An 18,079-nucleotide genomic window follows, 5' to 3' on the forward strand; every position below is an offset into this window, starting at 1 on the left:
ATTGCAGCTCTAGCGCTGTAACAAACCCGCTGGCTCCGGCTGGCGGGTTTTTGCTGGCTGGACTTCAGGATGCTGCGCCAGAATTTGTCGCATCACCGTTTGGGCCGAATAGCTGACGCCGGCAGTGCCTTCGCCAGGATGGGTGGAGTCGCCGACCAGCCAGAGATTTTTCACCGGCGTGCGATTGGCAAAGCCGAAGGGCCCAAAGGTACTCACTCGCATGCCTAACCCCCCGACACTGCCACGATCGCGATCGGTGTAGCGGGCAAAGGTACGCGGCGTCCCAGCTTCCACATGACGGAGATGCTCAGGCCGCAGGTCGAAATATTGACCCAGGCGCGCCAACATTGTCTCGGTGTAGTCCTGCTTGAGAGCAGCGTAGTCTTCGGTCTGGCTCCAGCGATCGAGATCCGTGAAAGTCGAAGCAACGATCGTGGCTTGTCCCGCGGGTGCCCGACCATCATCGGGGCGACTGACAGAAACGAAGAGGGAATTGTTTTCGCCAAGAGGGCCTGCCGGATCAAACAGGAATTGCAGGTGGGGCGGACAGTCCACCGGAAGAGCGGCAGCATCCACGCCAAGGTAGAGGACAAACGCGCCAGAGGGAGTGGGAGTTTTCGCTAGGCGCTGTTGATAGCCGTTCAAGGCCGGTAGGGTTTCGACCGCTGATCCGAGGAGCCGTAGTAAATCCGCAGCAGTGACATTGGCGACGACATGATCCGCCGCGATCGCTTCGACAGACTGCGTCCGTTGATCACGCACTCGGATGCCCCGCACGCGATCGCCCATGGTTTCGATCGCTTCTACCCGTTGCCGGTAGCGAATTTGGCCGCCGTGCTTCTCCAGCCCTTCCAGCAGGCGATCGCTGAGGACTTGCATGCTGCCTTCGAGGTGATAGAGCCCGTAGGGCGCTTGCGAGAGAGCCAAGGCAGTCGCAGCGTAGAGCACTGCTGTTTCATCGGCACCGCACTGGGAATAGAGCTTGAGCTGAATATCCAGAAACGTCTTGAGGCGGCGATCGCCCCCCAGACCCAGCAGATTCAAGACCTGCCCGACGGTCAGCAGCGCATAGGGTGCCGTCAGCAAGGTTTCGGGGCGCACTGCGCTAATCAACTGCTGCAAATCCCAAAGGTTGCGCGGCGGCAACACTGGCTGACGCTGTTGAAATTGCCAGCCCAACTGAAAGAGCTGCTGCATCAACGACCAGAACGGTTCACTGCCAGGAAACCAACGCTCTCGTTCTGCTTTCCAGCGATCGCGATCGTGCCAAACGCGCACGGGTTCCGATTCGCCGGGGAGCCAAACCGCGCAGGCTGGATCGCAAATTTTGGCTACCGGTAATTCCAGTCCCAGTTCCGCGAAGATTTGGGCGTGAATACCACCCGGTTCCAAGCCTGCAACTTGAGTCGCCCCGACGTCGAAGGTGAAGCCACGCCGCCGAAAAGTCGAAGCACATCCACCCGCGATCGCGGCTTGTTCATAAACCGTGACGGTGAAGCCTCGCGCTGCTAGGAGCGCTGCCGCCGTTAAACCGCCAATGCCTGCACCAATGACCGCAACCGAAGGAGGCTCAACAGGCATGGCAAGAGTTAGAAAACTTTACATTTTCTACTCTAGCGATCGCAGCAGGCACAGAATGCAGCGATTAATGTAACGGAATCGTTAGGATTAGCTCGAATCCGTGCTTCCAGACCTGATGAACAACCTGACACGCCGCCAATTTCTGGCGACTGCCACCCTTGCGACTGGCTTTGCCCTGGCGGCCCGGCCGATCTCAGCTGCTGTCATCAAAACCGATAGCAAGGGGCTAGAGACGGGCACGGCCCAAATTCCAACCGCTGATGGACTCCTTCCTGCCTACTGGGCGCGCCCAACTAGTGGTCAAGTCTTCCCGATCGTGTTGGTCGTGCAAGAAATCTTCGGCGTCCACGAGCATATTCAGGATGTCTGTCGCCGCTTTGCCAAACTGGGTTATCTGGCGATCGCTCCAGAGCTGTTTGTGCGGCAGGGCGATGTTTCCAAGTTGGAGAGCATCGACGAAATCCGCAAGATTGTCAGCAAAGTGCCGGATGCGCAGGTGATGGCGGATCTCGATGCCACCGTTGCTTGGGCATCAACCCAAAAAGGCGATCGCGATCGCCTCGCAATTACCGGTTTCTGCTGGGGTGGCCGCATCACCTGGCTTTATGCCGCCCACAATCCGCAGGTGAAAACCGGCGCGGCTTGGTACGGACGCCTAGTTGGAAACTCGACTGAACTGACGCCCAAACACCCAGTCGATGTCGCTGCCGAATTGAAGGTTCCAGTCCTGGGGCTCTACGGTGGCGAGGATACAGGCATTCCGTTAGGTACCGTTCAACAGATGCGCGATCGCCTCAAGACCGGTTCGAGCAAGTCGGCAATCATTGTCTACGAAGGAGCACCCCATGCCTTCTTCGCAGACTACCGCCCCTCCTATCGTCAAGGCGATGCGCAGGATGCTTGGCAACGGCTACAGACTTGGTTTAAACAGCACGGCGTTTAGATAGCGGACTCAAGATATTGAGCGATCGCCACGACCATGAACCCGCCCGTAGTAGTGCTTGCAGCCGCAACAACCGGCTGGGCGATCGCGATCGGGACGCAGAAATCCGGCTTGAGCCAACAAGATTTGCTGCCGGCGATCGCGGAGTCGCCGACGATTCTCCAAGCGATAACGCAGGCGCGGCAGTGCATTCCAACTCAGATCAGCGGCATCCATTCTGGACATCCCGCAGCAGTGATCTCAGTCTAGAAGTTCTGTCTTGCCTGCGATTGTCTGATTCGCAACCGAGGAAAAACCCTTGAGCGTCTAAGCTTCAGGGCGAACAGTCGCGAAAATCTCGTCGAGAATTTCCTTCGCACCTTGGGCTTTGAGCTGAGCAGCTAGCGCCAAGCCCAGTGCCTCTGGATCGCTGGTGGGGCCGCTGACTTGATCGCGCAGTAGGCGTTGGCCATCCAAGCTAGCGACCATGCCCGTCAGGGTCAGGGTGCCATCCGCGATCGCGGTGTTGACGCCGATCGGGACTTGGCAGCCGCCTTCCAGTTCCCGCAGGAAGGCCCGTTCTGCCAAACAACGCTGCGACGTGGGTTCGTGCTCTAGCGCTTTGAGCAGTTCTAGGATTTCGGGATCTTCAGCGCGGCATTCGATCCCCAGCGCGCCTTGACCCACGGCATGGAGCGAGACTGCTGCGGGAATCAACTGGTGAATGCGATCGGCCATGCTCAGGCGTTGCAAGCCAGCCGCTGCCAGAATCAGCGCATCGTATTCACCGGCATCCAATTTGGCGAGGCGGGTGTTGAGGTTACCCCGCACATCCTTGAACTGCAGGTGTGGATAGTGGTGGCGTAACTGAGCCAAACGGCGCAGCGACGAGGTGCCAATCACGGTGCCTTCGGGCAGAGTTTCGAGCTGATGATCCTTGAAGCGATCGTGGACGACCAGGGCATCCGCCGGATCTTCCCGCTCGGTGACACAGCCAAGGATTAAGCCTTCGGGCAGGCGCGTCGGCAAATCTTTGAGAGAGTGGACGGCAAAATCCACTTCGCCCGCCAGCATGGCAACTTCTAGTTCTTTGGTGAACAATCCTTTGTCACCAATCTTGGCCAGCGCCACATCCAGAATGATGTCGCCTTGGGTACTCATCGTCTGCACATCGAACTGGCGATCGGGATAGAGCCGTTGCAGTTCGCCTTGCACCCAGTGGGTTTGCACCAAGGCTAGTTGGCTTTTGCGAGAGCCAATACGAATCGGACGGGCAGGGCTGGAGACCATGGAATATCAGCAGTGGAGAGCAGCGGCCAAGCAAGGCCCTTAATCAGATTACCGTTTCGAGCGATCGCCCACTCCCGCAGCCGTGCGATCGCTGCTCCGACTATCCCTAGGTGAGCCACCCTCTAGGATCAGGACAAAGACGAGGGATTGGGATGCAGGTTGCGGAGATTAGCCCCCTATTGATCGAACTGTTCGGTGCTGATCGGCTCGAGGCCAATCCGCCGGAAAGTTGGCAAATCCAGACGCCGGAATGTCGTCTGTTGCTGCTGTTGTCGGCCAGTGGTGAATGGCTCCGCGTGCTGTTACCCCTGTTGCCCGCCGTTGATGCTGCCCCCTTTCACAGGCAAATCCTCGAGGCGAATTTTGATGCCACAGGGCCAGTGCGCCATGCCCTGCATCAAAACGTCCTCTGGGGGGTGTTTCAGCATGACCTCGCCAGCTTGACCAGCGGTGATCTCTACCAAGCGATCGCTAGTCTCTTTGATTTAGCGCAGCGGGGCTTAGATCCGTTCTTCACAGCCTTGGCAGAAACGCAGCTGCGGCAGATTGTGCGAGCCGCCAAACAGCAGGGACAGTCTTTACCCGCGACCTTGCAGACCCTCACCCATCTCTACGAAGAAGGCGTTCTGGGGGATCTTAGCAACGGCCCCGAAATTCGCCGTTTCACCCTTGATCGCTGGCGTGAACAATTGGAGCGACTCTGGCCAGAAGTGGAGGTGGACAGCTGGGAGCAGTCCTGAGCAAGGGACTAAACCAGTTCAAGCAGGGGTTGCTGAGCCTGTAGCGCTGCCACAATTGCCTCGTGGCAGGCGGCATTGCTGGCGGCGATGCCCTGGTTATTGAAGAGCTTGCTGCCCGCCCCAAAGTCTAGCGATCGCCCAGTTTGATCGCTAACACGGCCGCCCGCTTCTTGGAGCAGCAACACCCCCGCTGCATGGTCCCAAATGTTCTCGCGGCGATCGCTTGCGGGATTGACCAGCCGTAAGTAGAGGTCTGCTTCACCGCGGGCAATCAGCGCGTATTTGACCAAGCTATCGACGGCTCGCGCTGGGGTCACCAATCCCGCCCGAGTGGCGATCGCATCCTGCCAAGCAGGATGGCCGTGTTCCCGTTCCACACTTTCGAGGCGGAGGGCAGCAGCAGCCTGGCGATCGCTAACTTGCAGTGGAATGACGTGATCGCCTTGGATTTGCCAAGCACCTTGACCCCGTACGGCAGCAAAGAGAGCCCCATCTGGGCCATCGAGGGCCGGCGCGGCGATCGCCGCTACTTCTACCTGTCCGTCCACAATCAAAGCCAGCGCGATCGCATACTGATCGCCGCGTACATAGCCTTTGGTGCCGTCAATAGGGTCGAGAGTCCAGAAGCGATCGCCGGGTTGACCTTTGCCTTGCTGAATCCAAGCCGCCACAGTTTCAGCAGAGACTTGCGATCGCTGTAGCCGGACATAGTCGGTAATCTGATCCAGCACATCGTCTGCTAGCAAACTGGCATCTTCTTCTCCCACCAGCGGATCCGCAGGGAAAGTTTCACTGAGATGCGCCGCAATCAGGGCTTGGGCACCGTAGTCCGCTACAGTCACCGGACTTTGATCGGGTTTGCGCAGGGCGGTGGCTTGGCGATCGTGGCGCACCGTTTGGCAGAGGTGGGCAGCCGCTTGCACCGCAGTCAGAGCGGCGTGGAGTTCAAGACAGTCAGGCAGCAAGGTCACACACGGGCTCAGGTTAGGTGGCGGGCGTCGAAGTGCCGCGGGGTTGTTCCGCAGGCGGGGCAGCTTTGGGAGGTGTCGCCGCAGGCGCTTTCATTTCCGGCACGATCGGGAAGCCCCGCCCAAAACACATGTTGCCGAACCGGAAACAACCGCTGGCTTCCAGTTCCAGCCAGGTTGGTTGGGTTTCGAGCCAGCGTTTCCCCGTCGGGTCATACCAGCGCCATTCCCCTGTCTGCGATCGGCTAAAGTCACTGAGTCCGCCGTAGCTCCACTTGATCTGCACTCCGCTGGGATAGGGCTGCTTGCTGGTGTAGATCGAGACAATTTCGCAGTCGTAGGGCTTGAGCGACTCTGGATCGCGGCCGATATAGCACTTGGAAGGGGTCCGCGCCAGCTCCCGAATTTGGGGTGGCTGAGCGGGTGGGGTCGGCGGTGTGGCGGCCGGTGGAGTCTGGGCGATCGCAGCTACAGCAGTACCCAGGCTAATTCCTAGGGTAAAAACAAAGGTTTGAGCGATCGATCGAAGCATCATCTGCAAGGTCTCCAGTCGCGTCTGGCAGATTGTTCCAAGCCACTGCTCAGGGAGGAATTGACCTTGATTTTGACATCCGATCGCAGTCTCTGACTGTTTGGATTGTGACGATCGCTCCGCAACTCAGCCTAAGATCGACAGAAAGTTGGGGCAGCTCACCGCCGTCATTGCAGTGCGCGTTGTCCCCTTTCTACTGAGGCCCTAGTCCGTCTTCGGGTGAACACCTACGACCAAATCTACGCAGTCGTTCGCCAAATTCCGGTGGGCTGCGTCGCGACCTACGGACAAGTGGCGACCCTAGCCGGGCTGCCCGGAAAACCCCGTGTAGTCGGCTATGCCCTCTATCGAGTCGCTCCCGGTCTGACCGACTCCATTCCTTGGCATCGGGTAGTCAATGCTCGGGGAGCAGTCTCCATGTCTGCGCTGCGGCATGGCAGTGACTATTTGCAGCGCCACCTGCTCGAAGCCGAAGGAATCGAATTTGACCCGCAAGGACGCCTCAGTCTCCACCGCTACCGCTGGCAGCCCGACTTTGCCTCGCCCCAGTCGGGGGAATGCCCGTTGGGTAGCATTTCAAACCCTGACAACGATTCGTGAGGGGGCGTTTGCAGATCTGGCCCTCGATCGCCATCTGCAGCGCTCGGGCTTAGTTGGGGCCGATCGCCGCTTGGTGACGGAACTGGTCTACGGCTGTGTGCGGCGGCAGCGCACCTTGGATGCCCTGATTGACCTGCTGGCCCAACGACCTGCAGCCCAGCAACCGCCGGTGTTGCGGACAGTGTTGCAACTGGGGCTCTACCAATTGCGCTACCTCGAGCAGATTCCGACAGCGGCGGCTGTGGCGGAAACTGTGCAGCTTGCCAAGCAACTGGGTTTGGGTGGTCTGTCTGGAGCCGTCAACGCCATTTTGCGCCAGTATCTCCGCCAATCTGAGGAACGCGATCCGCTGCCGCTCCCGAGTGATCCGATCGCGGCTTTAGCGATTCATCAAAGCTTTCCCGACTGGCTAGTCCAGCTCTGGAGCGATCGCCTGGGCTTGGACGAAGCCGAATTTCTCTGCCACTGGTTCAACCAGCCGCCCAGCAACGACCTGCGAATCAATCCGCTCCGGACTGAGCGATCGCAAGTGCAAGCTGCGTTAGAAGCCGTAGGGATTCGCAGTACGCCCGACCCGCAACTGCCCCAAGCCCTGCGACTAATCGACCCGCCCGGCCCAATTCGACAGCTTCCAGGCTTTGACGAAGGCTGGTGGATGGTCCAAGACAGCAGCGCTCAACTGATTGCCCATCTAGTTGATCCGCAGCCGGGTGAAACGGTGTTGGATGTCTGTGCCGCGCCGGGGGGGAAATCAACCCACTTGGCGGAATTGATGGGCGATCGCGGTCAAGTGATTGCCTGCGATTCATCCGCCAAGCGCCTGCGCAAGGTACAAGAAAATGCCCAGCGTCTGCAGTTGAGCAGCATCACCACTCGCGCGATCGATGGCCGTCAGATCAAGGGTATTCAGGCCGATCGCATTTTGGTCGATGCCCCCTGTTCAGGTTTAGGGATACTTCATCGTCATGCCGATGGCCGTTGGCGGCAGAGTCCTGACAGTGTGGCGGAACTGGCGCAGTTACAGTCTGAAATTCTGGACGCTGCAGCGGCTTGCCTAAAACCGGCGGGAACTTTGGTCTACGCCACTTGCACGCTTCATCCTGCGGAGAATGAGGCAGTGATTGAGCAGTTTTTGCAGCGCCATCCCGACTGGCAGATGGCTCCCTTAGCGGCTGATAGTCCCTTCCAAGCTTGGGCAGAGGCCAACGGCACTCTGCGGATTTGGCCACATCGTCACGATCGCGATGGCTTTTTTGGGGCACGACTGCAGCGATCGCCCGCCCGTGACTAGTGTCTACTGACAAAGACTTAGTTTGCTTCTGCTCCAGCCGGTGCGGATACGGGCAGGAAACGACCAACCTCATTTCTGAGCCAGTCCCAGCCATTGCTCGAGACTGTGGGTGGCGTCACCTCTTGGGCAACCCAAGCATCAATCGCGTTGTAGTCCGGCAACCAATAGCTAATCGCATAGCTGCTACCGCTGGGTTGTCCCGGCAGGGTCGAAACCTCAACAGGCTTACCGCTAGCTAGAAAAGCGGTGATTGCCAACACTTCCGCACCGCTCAAGTTGCTGTCGATATAGGGCTGACTCAAGGCCACCCCAAGCGGCACCCGTAGGATGCCCAGAGGATTCAGAATCTGTTGTTGCAGCGCCTTCATTAGAGCCTGCTGCCGTTTAATCCGGCCAACATCGCCCAAGCCATCCTGCCGGAAGCGCAGGAATTGGACTGCCCGATCGCCCCAGAGATGTTGCTGCCCCGGCTTGAGATCAATGGTCAGGTTTTGGGTGACATCTCGGTACTGCATTCGCTCTGGCACTGTGACGGTCAGGCCGCCGATGCCATCAATAAACCGCGCGATCGCCCGTTGCTCAACGCGGATGTAGCGATCGATGGTGACTTTGCCCAGCAAACTTTGTATGGTCTCAGCCGCCAAGACGGGACCGCCGTAGACATTAGCTGCATTGGTCTTGTCGATGCCATAGCCCGGCAATTCCGTGCGCGTATCCCGCGGCAGCGATACCACCAGCGATCGCCCGCGTTGTGGGTCGAGATAGACAAACAACATCGTGTCGCTGCGGCCCCGAAACATCGCCTCGGGCGAAGCTTCGGGGTCAGGCACTTGATCTACCCCCAAGATCAAGAGACTGAAGGGTCGCTGTAAACCCGTTAGACCGAGGAGCGGTTGACTCGAAGCGGTTGGTAGGCGATCGCCGTTGTTGACTTTGCGCAGGGGCAATGGCTGGAGTCCAAACCAAACACAACCGGCCAGAAGTCCCACCGCAGTGAGCTGCAGGCTGCGTTTCCAAAAGCGACGCGCCATAGGAGTTTTGAGGAGGCGGAATCTAGACTAGCGCTTCTGCGATCGCAGGATTATCGGTGGACGGTCGCTCGGCTGAGCTGGCACAAACCTAGCTGGGGCGAATCGCTTTTCCAGTTTCTAAATCAAACAGATGAATCTGATCGGGCTTGAAGGTTAGCCAGAGGCGATCGCCCATCTGCCAGCATTGTTGCGGTGCCAAGCGGGCCTGAACCGCGATGCCACTCTCTTTGAGTTCACCAGCGATAAAGGTATCGCTGCCGAGGGCTTCGACGCCCGTTACAGTGATCAGCAAGTTCTTCGAGGCGGCAGCCCCCACTTCCAAATGCTCTGGGCGAATGCCGAGCTCCACCGTTTGGCCGTCGTAAAGGCGCAACACCGGCTCCCAAGCTTCCGGCAGTGTGCAGCGAAAGTTTTCAGTCGTCAGTTGCAGGGGTGCCCGCACGGTGACGGGAATTAGGTTCATCGGCGGCGATCCAATGAATTGCGCCACAAATCGATTGGCGGGGCGATCGTAGATTTCCAGCGGCGAAGCAACCTGTTGCAGATGACCACGATTCAACACCGCAATGCGATCGCCCATGGTCATTGCTTCGGTCTGATCGTGGGTGACGTAGAGCGTCGTCACACCCAGTTGCCGCTGGAGCGAAACGATCTGAGCGCGGGTTTCGGCCCGTAATTTCGCATCCAAATTCGAAAGCGGCTCGTCCATCAAAAAGACTTGGGGATTACGAGCGATCGCCCGTCCCAAAGCGACCCGTTGTTTTTGGCCGCCCGAGAGTTGTTTGGGCTGGCGATCGAGCAACGTATCGAGCTGCAGCATTGTGGCCACTTCCCGTACCCGCCGCTTGATCCGCGCTTCCTGCTCCGGTTCATACTGCAAGGATTTCGGCAGCGATCGCGTCGCCAGAGCCAGTTGCTGTTGCCACCAAGGGCGATCGCCCTGCCGTCGCAGTCCAAAGGCCAGATTGTCGTAGACGCTGAGGTGGGGATAGAGCGCGTAGCTCTGAAAGACCATGGCAATATCGCGAGCCTTGGCAGGCAGTCGATCGACTCGGCGATCGCCCACTTTGATCAAGCCTCGGCTGGGCGTCTCCAGACCTGCCAGCAGCCGTAACAGCGTACTTTTGCCACAGCCCGAAGGACCGACCACGACCATAAATTCGCCGTCGGCAATTTCGAGATTGATGCCATTCAGGACGACAACTTCGCCTTTCTGGGGCGATCGGGCCTGTTCTGGAAAACGCTTCTCGATCTCTTCAAAAACAACGCCAGCCACGTTGCAATCCCGGCCAAAGGTCGGGAACAGCTTAGCACTCGTGACTCGAGCGGCCGAGCGCGGCAACCGCCTAAAATGAAAGTTTGATTCCTCACCGCCATGCAGTTCATTGATCACGCCACAATCTGCGTCAAAGCAGGCGATGGAGGCGATGGCATTGTGGCATTCCGCCGAGAAAAATATGTGCCGGCTGGCGGGCCTTCCGGCGGTAATGGTGGCCGTGGCGGCTCTGTCATTTTAGTGGCGACAGAACAACTGCAAACCCTGCTTGATTTTCGCTATCTCCGCCTCTTCAAAGCGCAGGATGGGGAGCGGGGCGGCCCAAAAGGCATGACTGGTGCCAGTGCTGACGACTTAATCATTCAAGTGCCCTGTGGCACAGCGGTGTATGACGCCGAAACAGATGAGTGCCTCGGTGATCTCACCAGTGCTGGCCAAACTCTCCAAGTGGCGCAAGGTGGCAAGGGCGGGTTGGGCAACCAGCATTTTTTGAGCAACAGCAATCGCGCTCCTGAACACGCTCTGCCCGGATTGCCGGGGGAAGAACGGCAGCTGCGGCTGGAGCTGAAGTTGCTGGCGGAAGTGGGATTGATTGGCTTGCCCAACGCGGGTAAATCGATGCTGATTTCCGTTCTCTCTGCAGCTAAACCCAAGATTGCCGATTACCCGTTTACAACGCTGGTACCCAACTTGGGTGTGGTGCGGCGGGAAACCGGCGATGGCACCGTCTTTGCCGATATTCCGGGCTTGATCGAAGGAGCCCATCGGGGTGCCGGATTGGGGCATGATTTCCTGCGCCACATTGAGCGGACGCGCCTGCTGATTCATCTCGTGGATCTGACCGCTGAAGATCCGATCGCTGACTGGCGAACGATTCAGGCGGAACTGAAAGCCTACGGGCGCGGCTTGAGCGATCGCCCCCAGATTCTCGCTCTCAATAAAATCGACGCGGTACTTGATGAGGATCTCAGCTTCTGGCAAGCCGAATTTCAAGCACTGACACCGGTGCCGCTGCTCTGCATTTCCAGTGCCGATCGCCGGGGCCTCGATGCCTTGTTGCGCCTGGTCTGGCAGTGGCTGGATGAACTGGATGCGGCGGCAGAGCTCAGTGAAACGCGGGTTTTGAACTGAAACAACAGGCAGTTGATTGATCGATCATTACCCTGCTGTAATCACGCGATCGCTTGCTGGTAAACCCTGAATTGGCAAACACTGGGAATATTCTGTGCACTCTCAGCCTGAGTGCCGCAGCCCTTGGCTTTCTCTAGGTGCTGCCTGTTCCTAAAGACCTTGTATTAATTGGCTATGTCGAGTCTCACCGTGCCCGATCGCTTCCCTACTGAGTCCTCAACCGCGATCGCCTTAGGGGTTCTGGCCTCTGGCAATGGCAGCAATTTTGAAGCCCTGGCGCAGGCGATCACGGCAGATCAGCTGCAGGCGGAGATTCGGCTGTTGATCTACAACAATCCTGATGCTTATGTGCGCCAGCGAGCTGAGCGGTTGGGGATTCCCGCCTTGCTCCTAGATCATCGCCAGTTTGCCAGTCGCGAGGATTTGGATCAGGCGATCATTACGGCGTTTCGCAATCGCGGCGTCGAGTGGATAGCGATGGCAGGTTGGATGCGACTGGTCACGGAAACGCTGATTCAGGCCTTTCCCGAGCGAATTATCAACATCCACCCCAGCTTGCTGCCTAGCTTTAAGGGAATCCGAGCTGTGGAGCAGGCGATCGCGGCCAAGGTGCGGATCAGTGGCTGTACTGCCCACTTAGTCACGCTCGATGTGGACAGCGGCCCGATTTTGGTGCAAGCGGCTGTGCCTGTATTGCCGGACGATACGGTCGATAGTCTCCAGCAGCGGATCCAAGTGGAAGAGCATAAGATTTTGCCGCTGGCGATCGCCCTTGCTGCTGCGCGATCGCCCCTGCCGGTTTAGCAGTTCCTAAAACTCGATACCGGCTTGCGCTTTCACACCCTGCTCTCGGAACGGGTGCTTGACTAGCTTCATTTCGGTGACTAAATCTGCCACCTCGACGAGGGCAGCCGGTGCTCCGCGCCCAGTCAGAATCACGTGATTGTCGTCAGGCTTTTCAGTCAATCCAGCCAGAATTTGCTCGGGCGAGAGGTAGCCGAGTTTGAGGGCGACATTGACTTCATCGAGCAGTACCAGACGAAAATCGGGATTGCGGATGTAGCTGAGAGCCGTCTGCCAAGCCGTTTGAGCGCTTTGAATGTCACGTTGCCGATCTTGGGTTTCCCACGTGAAACCGTCACCCATAGCGTGAAACTCGAGGCGATCGCCCCAGACCGCAAAGGCGGCTTTTTCTGCGGGTTCCCAAGCACCTTTAATGAACTGCACGATCGCGACACGATGGCCATGACCGAGACTGCGCAGCACCATGCCCAAGGCGGCTGTGGTCTTGCCCTTACCGTCGCCGGTGTGGACAATCACCAGCCCTTTTTCGCGATCGCGACTCGCTAAACGCTGTTCCTGCACCTGTTTTCGGCGCAACATTTTGGCACGATGCTGTTCGTCACTGAGACCAGCAACTTCATTGAGGGCGATCGCAGTTTGATCTAAATCTGTCATGGTTTAGCGACCAAAGCCCTTGCCCCGAGTCGTACTCGGTAGCGTCAGACATGCTTCAAGTTGCTGTTGCAATTCGGCATGATCAAGACCTTGGCCAATCAACACTAATTGATTGCGCTTTGGCCCAGTCCACTCACTGTCATCAATGCTGAAGCGCTTGCCACTCAGATGGAAAATATGACGTTTGGCACTCTCATCAAACCAAAGAATTCCTTTGGCTCGAAAAACGCTGGTCGGTAATTGATTGTCGAGAAAATGCTGCAATTTCCGAATCGCGAAGGGGCGATCGCTCTGGAAGGAGAGCGAGGTAAAGCCATCAATTTCTAGGTGATTGGCAGCATGCTCATGGTGGTGGTCATGATCATGCTCGCAATGGCCGTGGTCATGATCACAGGCTGAATGATCGTGATGATTATGCTCATGGTGATCGTGAGCTTCGTGAGTGCAATGCCCATGATCATGGTCACAATCGCTGTGGTCACGACTATCGAAGTAGCGATCGGATTCAAACAGCGCCACGCTCAGAATCAACGGCAAGGGCACTTGCGCCTGCGTTGTCCGCAACAGCCGTGCATCAGCTTTGATCTCACGGATTTTTGCTTCTAGCTCTTGCAAGCGCGATTCAGACACGAGGTCACACTTATTCAAGAGGATGATGTCGCCGTAGAGCAGCTGATTATAAGCTGCTTGGCTATTGAAGAGGTCAAGACTATAGTTCTCAGCATCAACAACCGTGACGATGGAATCGAGGCGGGTCAAATCTCTCAGCTCTGAACCCAAGAAGGTGAGCGCCACGGGCAGGGGATCGGCTAAACCCGTTGTTTCGACAACGAGATAGTCGATTTTTTCAGGGCGTTCCAAGACCCGATAGACCGCATCCATCAAGTCGCTATTGATGGTGCAGCAGATGCAACCGTTGCTCAGTTCCACCATGTCTTCGCTGGTGGACACAATCAGCTCATTATCAATGCCAATTTCGCCAAATTCATTGACAAGAACGGCTGTTTTAACCCCTTGTTGATTGGTCAAAATATGGTTGAGCAGCGTAGTTTTGCCACTGCCCAAGAAACCGGTGATGATTGTGACCGGCAGGCCGAGCTTGGGAGCATCGAGGGCGCTAGCGACGGCAGAGCTGGCAACAGTCATGGCAAATTCCGAGACAAACGATCGGGCGGCATTGCGATCCCATTATGCCGCTCTCCTTAGGCTTCCTTGGTTGAGTGAGTCGATTGCAATCGCCCGTGACGGCTGACAATAGAGGTAGCGATCGCCCCAGATTCTATGCCGCCAACTTTTGTGACTGACCAAGCTTGGCAAGCAGCCGAAGCGGTTTTGCAGCCCAGTTTCATCCGGCTGATCGACAATCTGCGGCAGGTTTTGGAAGCGAGTGACTGGCAGCATCAGGTCGATCAGCAACTGCTGTGGCCAGAGGGCACCAGCGACCAAGACCAGCAGCGCTGGCAAGATTTAGAGCTGCAACTCTATCGAGCCTCTGAGGAAGAAGCGCCCGCCCTGGAGCAAGAACTAGCCGCTTTACCCACTCCCCAACCGGTCTACACTCTGCAACTAGAGCAGGGCGATCGCCACCATCAATTTGACCTGTGGGAGTTATGTTGGCAGTTGTGTTGTCCTGCTTGGCAGCCCAGTGGTGACTACGACGGCCAAGTCGATCCGGTTTTGCTCACCCCCGATGGCGAGTGCGACTGGGATCAGCTGGAAATCAAAACGCGCCAGTTTGTCGAGCAATTGTTGGCTCGGTTGAACTCAGCCAGTGAGCCAGAAACCGTCAGCGATCGCTGAAGATAGAACATGCTGCGCTCAGCCATGCTTTGTGACGGAATCCGTGCTGCTCTTTGAGCCATCGCTCTGGAGTGTGATTCAGGTCAGCGATCGCGATCGCCTCACCTTTCTGCACAACCAAAGCACCCAATCTTTTTGGCAGCGACAACCGGGGGAAGCCTGCGAGACCGTACTGGTGACGGCGACCGCTCGCATTTTGGATCTGGCGATCGCTGTGATTGATGTGGAAGCAGTGTGGCTGCTCGTTTCGCCCAGTCGCCAAGCGGATCTGCTGCAGCGCCTCGATCGCTATATCTTCTTCTCCGATCAAGTCACGGTTGCAGATGCCGATTCGACGCTAGCGGTGCTGACCCTCATCGGGGATAGCACGCGATCGCTGTTGCAAACAGTAGTGGCAGACGCTTTGCCTGAATTGACGGAGAACCAACACGCCGCGCTGGCAATCGCCGGTCAGTCAGTGCAGTGGGTCAACTACTCCGGACTGGGGTTGCCCGGCAGTTTGTTGCTGGTGCCTGTCAGTGGCCTAGATGCTGTCCAAGCCGCGCTCCAGGCTGCTGGTGCTCAGCTCGCCACGGTTGAACAGTGGGAACGGCTACGGATTCAACAAGGACGGCCCGCTGTCGATCGCGAGCTAACAGAGGAGTACAACCCGCTGGAAGCCGGCCTTTGGCAGACCCTCAGCTTCGACAAAGGCTGCTATATCGGCCAAGAAACGATCGCGAGGCTCAATACCTACAAAGGCGTCAAGCAACGGCTCTACGGTTTAGCGCTAACAACCCTTCCTAGCCAGTTACCGGCTCCGTTGTTGCTAGAGGGCGAAAAAGTGGGTGTCCTCACCAGTGCGATCGCTACAGCAACCGGCGCGATCGGCCTCGGCTATCTGCGTACCAAAGCCGGTGGTGCAGGTTTGACCGTCGACTGCGAAGGTCAACCGGCAATGGTGGTTGATCGGCCTTACTTGCGCCACACCTACTTTGAACCGGAATCAGCTAGCGCTGCTCGCTAGAGCGATCGCCAGTCAGGCGCTAGGCTATGGAGCGTTGCGCGTCTTTCCACTGAGGTCATGGCCTTCTGGTTACTCAAGTCTGAGCCTGATGTCTATGGCATTGCTGATCTCGAACGCGAGGGTGAAACCCTCTGGGATGGCGTGCGCAATTATCAAGCGCGCAACTTCCTGCGCCAAATGGCAGTGGGCGATCGTGCTTTTTTCTACCACTCCAACACCAAGCCACCGGGCATTGTCGGCCTGATGACAGTGAGCGCCACGGAGCAAGTCGATCCCAGCCAGTTTGATCCCGATAGTGATTACTACGATCCGCGATCGCAAGCGGATAACCCGACTTGGATCACCGTCAAGTTGATCTTTGGCGATCGCTTTCAACCAGGTTTGACGCTCGCAGAATTACGGGCTGAATTCACCACCGAAGACTTGCTGATTCTGCGCCCGGGCAATCGGCTCTCAGTCACGCCGGTCGAGGAAGACGTGGCGGAACGGCTTCTACAACGCTTGCGATCGCCGGCAATTTAAAAAGCTGCAGGAAATCTGCGATCGCGGGCATCAACGGTTGCAAATTTCTGCATCTAGACGCTGCAGGGCTGGTTTTCGCAGCAAGACTTGCTAGCCTCTGAGCAATTAGGGAGGAAGACGATTATGGGCTATCGACTCAGCGCGACCCGCCTTCAGACCTATCATCGCTGTGCCCAGGCCTACTACTGGCGCTATGAGCAGCGGCTGCCTGGCCCTGCCGGTTTTGGAAACACAGCACTGGGCACCAGTCTTCATCGCTGTTTGGCGCAGTTTCATCGCGACTGGTCAGGACTGGAACCCCAACCGCCGATCGCTTGGCTGGCAGACTGCTGGCAACAGGCCGCGACCGCTCTCAATGCCGAACAACAGCATCAGGGCTGGCAAATTCTAGAGACTTACTACCAGCAACATATCCTGACAAAAGCAACTTGGACCCGCCCTTTAGCAGTCGAAGGTCGGATTCAAGCCACCCTTGTTTTAGAAGAAATTGAGTTTTTAGTCACGGGTCGCTACGACCGTTTAGATTTGGAAGAAGATGGCTTGCACTTGGTTGATTACAAATCAAGTCAGCGCTTTGATCCGCCCTCATCTAGCCAGATCGATGTGCAGTTAGGACTCTACCAATTGGCACTAGAACCCCGCTTTGGACCCCTGAGGAGCTTGAATTGGTTCCATCTTCGCAGTGGCCAAATCTATCGCTATAACTGCACAGAAGAGCAACGCCAAACTGTCCTTGCTCAGATTAGTGAGTTGGCGCGACAGATTCGCTCTGATCAGCAATGGCAACCGCAGGTGGGTGAGCAATGTCGCAGTTGTAGCTATCGACGCTTTTGCCCAGCAGTCAATGCTCAAGCTGAACCGTTGCCTGAGCCGACTCATCGTCCCCATCGCTTGCAATTAGCCTTAGCGCTCTAAAGCCTTTGGGACGAGCCATCAGCTCAATTAAGTGCTGTTGGAATTACGAGGTTTCTGGATCAATGGTGGCAGCGTGAGCCAGGCTTTCATACTCAGTAGCCCTCTAGCGGCACGCTATTCTCTTGTGGCGTGACCTCAAGACTTCACTGCAGGCGCATGCTGATGTCGAGCCAAGGCGATCGCGTGATCGGGGCACTGCTGGAAATGTAATCCACGCCAGTTTCCGCGATCGCTCGGATATTTTCGAGACTGATGTTGCTAGAAACTTCAATCTTGGTGCGGGGAGCACGATCGCGAATGACTTGAACAGCGGCTTGGACTTGGGCAAGATTCATGTTGTCGAGCATGATCACCCCGACGCCTGCGGAGATAGCTTCCATCACCTGCCCAAGGGTCTCGGTTTCGACCTCAATAATTAACGGGAATGGGAGTTGCGATCGCAACTTTTTGATCGCTGCCGCAATACTGCCCCCCGCCGCTGCAATGTGATTGTCTTTCACCATGACGGCATCATCTAAGCCGAGACGGTGATTCGTACCACCGCCGACTCGAGTGGCGTACTTCTCAAGTAACCGCAGACCTGGCGTTGTTTTGCGCGTATCGACAAACTGAGTCGGTAAATCAGCCAGCTGATCGACAAAGCGACGGGTTGCTGTGGCCACCCCGCTTAGCCGCATCGCCACATTAAGAGCCGCCCGCTCACCACTGAGCAGTGAAGCCAGAGGGCCTTCCAACTCAGCAATCACTTGGCCGCTACCGCACGCAAAGCCTTCGGCCAGCTTGGCTGTGCACTTCACCTGCGGATCGAGCAACTGCAACATCCGAAAGGCGATCGGTAAGCCTGCGATGATACCCTCACTTTTGGCAACCCAAGTCGCCTTGCCGGTCGTACCCTCCAGCCCTAAACCTTGGGCTGAGTGATCACCACGTCCCAAATCTTCGCGCGACCAGTCAGACAGAATCGGGTCGAGCAGGATCCAAGGGGGCAACATGGGGACGATCGCAAACACCGCCTT

Annotated in this window: 20 protein-coding genes; 10 read left to right on the forward strand and 10 right to left on the reverse strand. The window is 57.2% G+C overall.

Features of this window, described 5'->3' with window-relative positions; translation table 11 throughout:
• Window positions 1-9: 9 nt before the first annotated feature.
• A complete protein-coding gene (gene crtD / locus SYC_RS02965) occupies window positions 10-1,581 on the reverse strand; it encodes a C-3',4' desaturase CrtD (RefSeq protein ID WP_011242885.1) in 1,572 nt (523 codons plus the stop codon).
• A 115-nt stretch (window positions 1,582-1,696) separates the two neighbouring features.
• On the opposite strand from crtD, the gene SYC_RS02970 reads away from it, so the two are divergent.
• Complete coding sequence (locus SYC_RS02970; RefSeq protein ID WP_011242886.1) at window positions 1,697-2,524, forward strand: dienelactone hydrolase family protein; 828 nt, start codon at window positions 1,697-1,699, stop codon at window positions 2,522-2,524.
• A 9-nt stretch (window positions 2,525-2,533) separates the two neighbouring features.
• Here the strand turns inward: SYC_RS02970 and SYC_RS02975 are convergent, their stop codons facing one another.
• Together SYC_RS02975 and hemC are read right to left on the reverse strand one after the other, a co-directional pair.
• On the reverse strand, window positions 2,534-2,740 hold the full coding sequence (locus SYC_RS02975) for a hypothetical protein (protein WP_039755782.1): 207 nt from the start codon (window positions 2,738-2,740) through the stop codon (window positions 2,534-2,536).
• A 90-nt stretch (window positions 2,741-2,830) separates the two neighbouring features.
• Entirely contained in the window at window positions 2,831-3,793 is a 963-nt protein-coding gene (gene hemC, locus SYC_RS02980) for a hydroxymethylbilane synthase (RefSeq protein WP_011242887.1), read from the reverse strand.
• Between the two features lie 152 nt (window positions 3,794-3,945).
• Here hemC and SYC_RS02985 point away from each other — a divergent pair, with 152 nt between their 5' ends.
• Window positions 3,946-4,533, forward strand: coding sequence for a hypothetical protein (locus SYC_RS02985; protein WP_011242888.1), 588 nt, complete (start codon window positions 3,946-3,948; stop codon window positions 4,531-4,533).
• A gap of 8 nt (window positions 4,534-4,541) precedes the next feature.
• On the opposite strand, the gene SYC_RS02990 is transcribed toward SYC_RS02985, so the two are convergent.
• Both SYC_RS02990 and SYC_RS02995 read right to left on the reverse strand, forming a co-directional pair.
• Window positions 4,542-5,504, reverse strand: a complete 963-nt coding sequence (locus tag SYC_RS02990; RefSeq protein WP_011242889.1) for an inositol monophosphatase family protein — start codon at window positions 5,502-5,504, stop codon at window positions 4,542-4,544.
• Window positions 5,505-5,517: 13 nt separating this feature from the next.
• Complete coding sequence (locus tag SYC_RS02995; protein ID WP_011242890.1) at window positions 5,518-6,036, reverse strand: hypothetical protein; 519 nt, start codon at window positions 6,034-6,036, stop codon at window positions 5,518-5,520.
• 216 nt (window positions 6,037-6,252) lie between these two features.
• Between SYC_RS02995 and SYC_RS03000 the strand changes: the two genes are divergently transcribed.
• Window positions 6,253-6,633, forward strand: a complete 381-nt coding sequence (locus SYC_RS03000) for an MGMT family protein (RefSeq protein ID WP_011242891.1) — start codon at window positions 6,253-6,255, stop codon at window positions 6,631-6,633.
• A complete protein-coding gene (locus SYC_RS03005) occupies window positions 6,569-7,924 on the forward strand; it encodes a 16S rRNA (cytosine(967)-C(5))-methyltransferase (protein ID WP_041676931.1) in 1,356 nt (451 codons plus the stop codon). Before SYC_RS03000 ends, SYC_RS03005 begins: the two co-directional genes overlap by 65 nt.
• A gap of 17 nt (window positions 7,925-7,941) precedes the next feature.
• On the opposite strand, the gene SYC_RS03010 is transcribed toward SYC_RS03005, so the two are convergent.
• Both SYC_RS03010 and SYC_RS03015 read right to left on the reverse strand, forming a co-directional pair.
• Window positions 7,942-8,955, reverse strand: coding sequence for an LCP family protein (locus tag SYC_RS03010; protein WP_011242893.1), 1,014 nt, complete (start codon window positions 8,953-8,955; stop codon window positions 7,942-7,944).
• Between the two features lie 88 nt (window positions 8,956-9,043).
• Complete coding sequence (locus SYC_RS03015; RefSeq protein ID WP_039756004.1) at window positions 9,044-10,231, reverse strand: ABC transporter ATP-binding protein; 1,188 nt, start codon at window positions 10,229-10,231, stop codon at window positions 9,044-9,046.
• A gap of 99 nt (window positions 10,232-10,330) precedes the next feature.
• Between SYC_RS03015 and obgE the strand changes: the two genes are divergently transcribed.
• Both obgE and purN read left to right on the forward strand, forming a co-directional pair.
• The gene (obgE, locus tag SYC_RS03020; protein ID WP_011242895.1) at window positions 10,331-11,362 is read left to right on the forward strand and encodes a GTPase ObgE; all 1,032 of its coding nucleotides are present in this window, start codon (window positions 10,331-10,333) and stop codon (window positions 11,360-11,362) included.
• Between the two features lie 174 nt (window positions 11,363-11,536).
• Window positions 11,537-12,166 (forward strand): phosphoribosylglycinamide formyltransferase, encoded by a 630-nt coding sequence (gene purN, locus SYC_RS03025; RefSeq protein ID WP_011242896.1) that lies wholly within the window; start codon window positions 11,537-11,539, stop codon window positions 12,164-12,166.
• A 6-nt stretch (window positions 12,167-12,172) separates the two neighbouring features.
• Here purN and cobO read toward each other — a convergent pair whose 3' ends face one another.
• Entirely contained in the window at window positions 12,173-12,820 is a 648-nt protein-coding gene (gene cobO, locus SYC_RS03030; protein ID WP_011242897.1) for a cob(I)yrinic acid a,c-diamide adenosyltransferase, read from the reverse strand.
• A gap of 3 nt (window positions 12,821-12,823) precedes the next feature.
• Window positions 12,824-13,966, reverse strand: a complete 1,143-nt coding sequence (locus tag SYC_RS03035) for a CobW family GTP-binding protein (protein WP_011242898.1) — start codon at window positions 13,964-13,966, stop codon at window positions 12,824-12,826.
• Between the two features lie 135 nt (window positions 13,967-14,101).
• On the opposite strand from SYC_RS03035, the gene SYC_RS03040 reads away from it, so the two are divergent.
• From SYC_RS03040 to SYC_RS03055, 4 genes are all read left to right on the forward strand, one after another.
• Window positions 14,102-14,620: a hypothetical protein gene (locus tag SYC_RS03040; protein WP_011242899.1), complete on the forward strand. Its 519-nt coding sequence runs from the start codon at window positions 14,102-14,104 to the stop codon at window positions 14,618-14,620.
• A gap of 31 nt (window positions 14,621-14,651) precedes the next feature.
• On the forward strand, window positions 14,652-15,626 hold the full coding sequence (locus SYC_RS03045; RefSeq protein WP_231621324.1) for a YgfZ/GcvT domain-containing protein: 975 nt from the start codon (window positions 14,652-14,654) through the stop codon (window positions 15,624-15,626).
• A gap of 57 nt (window positions 15,627-15,683) precedes the next feature.
• Window positions 15,684-16,148 carry an EVE domain-containing protein gene (locus tag SYC_RS03050; RefSeq protein ID WP_011242901.1) on the forward strand — a complete coding sequence of 155 codons (465 nt, stop codon included), beginning with the start codon at window positions 15,684-15,686 and terminating at the stop codon, window positions 16,146-16,148.
• Between the two features lie 123 nt (window positions 16,149-16,271).
• Entirely contained in the window at window positions 16,272-17,063 is a 792-nt protein-coding gene (locus SYC_RS03055; RefSeq protein WP_011242902.1) for a RecB family exonuclease, read from the forward strand.
• Window positions 17,064-17,206: 143 nt separating this feature from the next.
• Here the strand turns inward: SYC_RS03055 and nadC are convergent, their stop codons facing one another.
• Complete coding sequence (gene nadC / locus SYC_RS03060) at window positions 17,207-18,055, reverse strand: carboxylating nicotinate-nucleotide diphosphorylase (RefSeq protein WP_041676933.1); 849 nt, start codon at window positions 18,053-18,055, stop codon at window positions 17,207-17,209.
• Window positions 18,056-18,079: the final 24 nt, after the last annotated feature.

Source organism: Synechococcus elongatus PCC 6301, from assembly GCF_000010065.1.
In the GTDB taxonomy this organism is placed as follows: domain Bacteria; phylum Cyanobacteriota; class Cyanobacteriia; order Synechococcales; family Synechococcaceae; genus Synechococcus; species Synechococcus elongatus.

Bases quoted from the DNA above. Each gene is read 5' to 3' on its own strand.
- crtD (WP_011242885.1), bottom strand. From the start codon at position 1,581: ATGCCTGTTGAGCCTCCTTCGGTTGCGGTCATTGGTGCAGGCATTGGC.
- SYC_RS02970 (WP_011242886.1), top strand. From the start codon at position 1,697: ATGAACAACCTGACACGCCGCCAATTTCTGGCGACTGCCACCCTTGCG.
- SYC_RS02975 (WP_039755782.1), bottom strand. From the start codon at position 2,740: ATGGATGCCGCTGATCTGAGTTGGAATGCACTGCCGCGCCTGCGTTAT.
- hemC (WP_011242887.1), bottom strand. From the start codon at position 3,793: ATGGTCTCCAGCCCTGCCCGTCCGATTCGTATTGGCTCTCGCAAAAGC.
- SYC_RS02985 (WP_011242888.1), top strand. From the start codon at position 3,946: ATGCAGGTTGCGGAGATTAGCCCCCTATTGATCGAACTGTTCGGTGCT.
- SYC_RS02995 (WP_011242890.1), bottom strand. From the start codon at position 6,036: ATGATGCTTCGATCGATCGCTCAAACCTTTGTTTTTACCCTAGGAATT.
- SYC_RS03010 (WP_011242893.1), bottom strand. From the start codon at position 8,955: ATGGCGCGTCGCTTTTGGAAACGCAGCCTGCAGCTCACTGCGGTGGGA.
- obgE (WP_011242895.1), top strand. From the start codon at position 10,331: ATGCAGTTCATTGATCACGCCACAATCTGCGTCAAAGCAGGCGATGGA.
- purN (WP_011242896.1), top strand. From the start codon at position 11,537: ATGTCGAGTCTCACCGTGCCCGATCGCTTCCCTACTGAGTCCTCAACC.
- cobO (WP_011242897.1), bottom strand. From the start codon at position 12,820: ATGACAGATTTAGATCAAACTGCGATCGCCCTCAATGAAGTTGCTGGT.
- SYC_RS03035 (WP_011242898.1), bottom strand. From the start codon at position 13,966: ATGACTGTTGCCAGCTCTGCCGTCGCTAGCGCCCTCGATGCTCCCAAG.
- SYC_RS03040 (WP_011242899.1), top strand. From the start codon at position 14,102: ATGCCGCCAACTTTTGTGACTGACCAAGCTTGGCAAGCAGCCGAAGCG.
- SYC_RS03050 (WP_011242901.1), top strand. From the start codon at position 15,684: ATGGCCTTCTGGTTACTCAAGTCTGAGCCTGATGTCTATGGCATTGCT.
- SYC_RS03055 (WP_011242902.1), top strand. From the start codon at position 16,272: ATGGGCTATCGACTCAGCGCGACCCGCCTTCAGACCTATCATCGCTGT.
- nadC (WP_041676933.1), bottom strand. From the start codon at position 18,055: ATGTTGCCCCCTTGGATCCTGCTCGACCCGATTCTGTCTGACTGGTCG.